Source organism: Streptomyces sp. 8L (assembly GCF_020176795.1).
In the GTDB taxonomy this organism is placed as follows: Bacteria; Actinomycetota; Actinomycetes; order Streptomycetales; family Streptomycetaceae; genus Streptomyces.
Window position 1 is genome coordinate 1 of record NZ_JAIUKE010000354.1, and the last position, 3,533, is coordinate 3,533.

General features: G+C 73.3%; 2 protein-coding genes. Both read left to right on the top strand.

Features of this window, described 5'->3' with window-relative positions; genetic code table 11:
• Window positions 1-180 precede the first annotated feature (180 nt).
• A complete protein-coding gene (locus tag LCE31_RS26270; RefSeq protein WP_225018336.1) occupies window positions 181-2,436 on the top strand; it encodes an RNA degradosome polyphosphate kinase in 2,256 nt (751 codons plus the stop codon).
• A partial coding sequence (locus LCE31_RS26275) for a CHAD domain-containing protein (RefSeq protein ID WP_225018338.1) occupies window positions 2,423-3,533 on the top strand: 1,111 nt, incomplete at its 3' end. The genes LCE31_RS26270 and LCE31_RS26275, both read left to right, overlap by 14 nt.

Sequence of the window (3,533 nt, forward strand, 5' to 3'; positions counted from 1 at the left end):
CCCCCGGGGAGTACCGCCCCGCTTTCCTTCACGTCATCTCCCCGTCACCGCTCATTCAGCCGCTCTTGCGATCCTCACTGAATGCAGCCCGCTGTGCCCCCCACCCAGAACGGCAGGAGCCACCTCTCCCCTGCTCGCTCCAACGCGCCCGACGGCCCCTTCGCGCGGAAGAATGGGGACATGAGTCAGCAGCCCGCCGAGGTACCGGTCCAGCACCCCCAGCAGCCCGAGCGCCCCGCCGCACAGCCCTCCGTGGGATTCATCGCCGCGCACCGGCCGAGCGCCGTCGCGGGCGCCATGTCCGACCTGGACCCCGATCTCGACGCCGACCTCGACACCTACGAGGAGGCCGGTGTACCCGAGGGCGCCGAGGCGCTTCCGCAGGGCCGCTTCCTGGACCGTGAGCGCAGCTGGCTCGCGTTCAACGAGCGCGTACTGGAACTGGCCGAGGACCCGGCGACCCCGCTGCTCGAGCGGGCGAACTTCCTGGCGATCTTCGCGTCGAACCTGGACGAGTTCTTCATGGTGCGGGTCGCGGGCCTGAAGCGCCGCATCGCGACCGGCGTCGCCACCCGGTCGGCCTCCGGGCTCCAGCCCCGCGAGGTGCTCGACCTGATCTGGACGCGCTCGCGCGAGCTGATGGCCCGGCACGCCGCCTGCTACCAGCAGGACGTCGCCCCGGCCCTGGGCGACGAGGGCATACACATCGTGCGCTGGCCCGAGCTGACCGAGAAGGAGCAGGCGCGCCTGTTCACGCTCTTCCGCCAGCAGATCTTCCCTGTCCTCACGCCCCTCGCCGTGGACCCCGCACACCCCTTCCCGTACATCTCGGGCCTCTCGCTCAACCTCGCCGTCGTCGTGCGCAACCCCGTCAGCGGCCACCGCCACTTCGCCCGCGTCAAGGTGCCGCCGCTGCTCTCGCGCTTCCTGGAGGCGTCCCCGCAGCGGTACGTGCCCCTGGAAGACGTCATAGCCGCGCACCTGGAGGAGCTGTTCCCCGGCATGGAGGTGCTCGCGCACCACATGTTCCGGGTCACCCGCAACGAGGACCTGGAGGTCGAGGAGGACGACGCGGAGAACCTCCTCAAGGCGCTGGAGAAGGAGCTCATGCGGCGCCGCTTCGGGCCGCCGGTCCGCCTCGAGGTCGAGGAGTCCATCGACCCGTACGTGCTCGACCTGCTCGTACGCGAGCTGAAGGTCTCCGACGCCGAGGTCTACCCGCTGCCTGGGCCGCTCGACCTGACCGCGCTGTTCGGCGTCTCGTCGCTGGACCGGCCCGAGCTGAAGTACCCCCGGTTCATCGCGGGCGTGCACCGCGACCTCGCGGAGGTCGAGTCGGCGTCGGCGCCGGACATCTTCGCGGCGCTGCGCGAGCGCGACGTCCTGCTGCACCACCCGTACGACTCGTTCTCGACGTCCGTACAGGCGTTTCTGGAGCAGGCGGCCGGCGACCCGGACGTCCTCGCGATCAAGCAGACGCTGTACCGGACGTCCGGCGACTCGCCCATCGTGGACGCGCTGATCGACGCCGCCGAGTCCGGCAAGCAGGTCCTCGTCCTCGTCGAGATCAAGGCCCGTTTCGACGAGCAGGCGAACATCAAGTGGGCGCGCAAGCTCGAAGAGGCCGGGTGCCATGTCGTGTACGGCCTCGTCGGCCTGAAGACCCACTGCAAGCTGTCCCTGGTCGTACGGCAGGAGGGCGACACCCTGCGCCGCTACAGCCACGTCGGCACCGGCAACTACCACCCGAAGACCGCGCGGCTGTACGAGGACCTCGGCCTGCTCACCGCGGACCCGCAGGTGGGCGCCGACCTGTCCGACCTGTTCAACCGGCTCTCCGGCTACTCGCGCCGCGAGACCTACCGCCGGCTGCTGGTCGCGCCGAAATCCCTGCGCGACGGCCTGATCTCCCGGATCAACAAGGAGGCCGCGCACCGCCGTGCGGGGCGGCCCGCCTACATCAAGATCAAGGTCAACTCGATGGTGGACGAGGCGATCATCGACGCCCTGTACCGGGCCTCGCAGGCCGGCGTCCCCGTCGACATCTGGGTGCGCGGCATCTGCGCGATCCGCCCGGACGTGCCCGGCCTCTCGGAGAACATCCGGGTGCGCTCGGTACTCGGCCGCTTCCTCGAACATTCGCGGGTGTTCGCCTTCTGCAACGGCGGCGAGCCCGAAGTGTGGCTCGGCAGCGCCGACATGATGCACCGCAACCTCGACCGCCGCATAGAGGCCCTCGTCCGGGTCACCGACCCGGCCCACCGCGCCGCGCTGACCCGGCTGCTGGAGACCGGCATGTCGGAGAAGACGTCGTCGTGGCACCTCGGCCCCGAGGGCGAGTGGAGGCGCCACTCCGTGGACGCGGAGGGGCTGCCCCTGCGGCACGTACAAGAGATGCTCATTGACGCCCGGAGGCGCCGGCGTGCAGCACCATGAAGCCGAGACCGACCAGCTGACGGCCGCGGGGGAGGTGCTGTCCCGGTATCTGCACTCCCAGGCCGGCGACTTCCTGCGGGGCCTGCGCACCTACAGCGAGAGCGGCTCCGACACGGCCGCCAGCGAGCAGGCGGCCCGCGCCCTGCGCGCCTCGGCGCGCCGCATCGGCGGCACGCTGTTCACCTACCGGGCGCTGTTCGACCCGGGGTGGGCGGACCATCTGCGTACGGAACTGGCCTGGCTGTCCGGCACGCTCGCGCAGGAACACGCGTGCACGGCGCGGCTGCACCGGCTCCTCGCCGCGCTCTCCCGGCTCTCGGGCCTGGGCACCGCACCCGCCCAGGACCCGGCCACCGCCTCGGCCGCCGTTCCGCCCGCCCGTACGGCGGGCACGCCCGCGGGCACCCCCGCCGCCGTGCCCGGCAATGGGTCCGCCCCGGCCGACGGCGCGCACCCGGAACCGGTGCCCGCGCCCGCGGAACCCGTGCCGGTGCCCGCACCCGTCGCCCTGACCGTCGGCGCGTCCCGGGCCGGGGCCCTGCTCGACCGGCAGCTGACGCTCGCCAGGACCCGCGCCCACTCGGCCGCGCTCCAGGCGCTCGGCTCGTCGCGCTTCCATGCCGTGGCCGACGCGGTGGCGGTCCTCGCCTCCGAGGTACCGCTCGCCCCGGTCGCGTCCTCGACCGCGCCCGACGCGCTCGATGCGCCGGGCGAGCGGACCCGACGCCGGCTCCTGGACGCGGTGTCCACGCTGCCGCTGGCGCGCGCGTCCCACCCGTACAACGCCGAGGCCCTGGTGCACGGCCTGTCCACCGCGTCCGAGGGCGAGGCCCAGGACGCGCCCTGGCACCAGGTACGGCAACTGCTGAGGCTGCACCGCTACGCGCAGGAGGTGTGGTGCCGGGGCGGCGTCGCGCCCGAGCCGCTGCTGGCGGACGCGGGCAGATCGCTGGACCGGCCCCGGGGCGCGGGGGGGGGCGCCCCCCCCCCCCCCCCCGCCCCCCCCCCCCCCCCCCCCCCCCCCGCCCCCCCCGCCGCGGCCCCACCCGAGTCGATCCGTGGTGCCGGCACCGGCACGGGCACCGCCGGTGCGGGGG

Coding starts and splice junctions, on each gene's coding strand:
- LCE31_RS26270 (WP_225018336.1), top strand. CDS start 181: ATGAGTCAGCAGCCCGCCGAGGTACCGGTCCAGCACCCCCAGCAGCCC.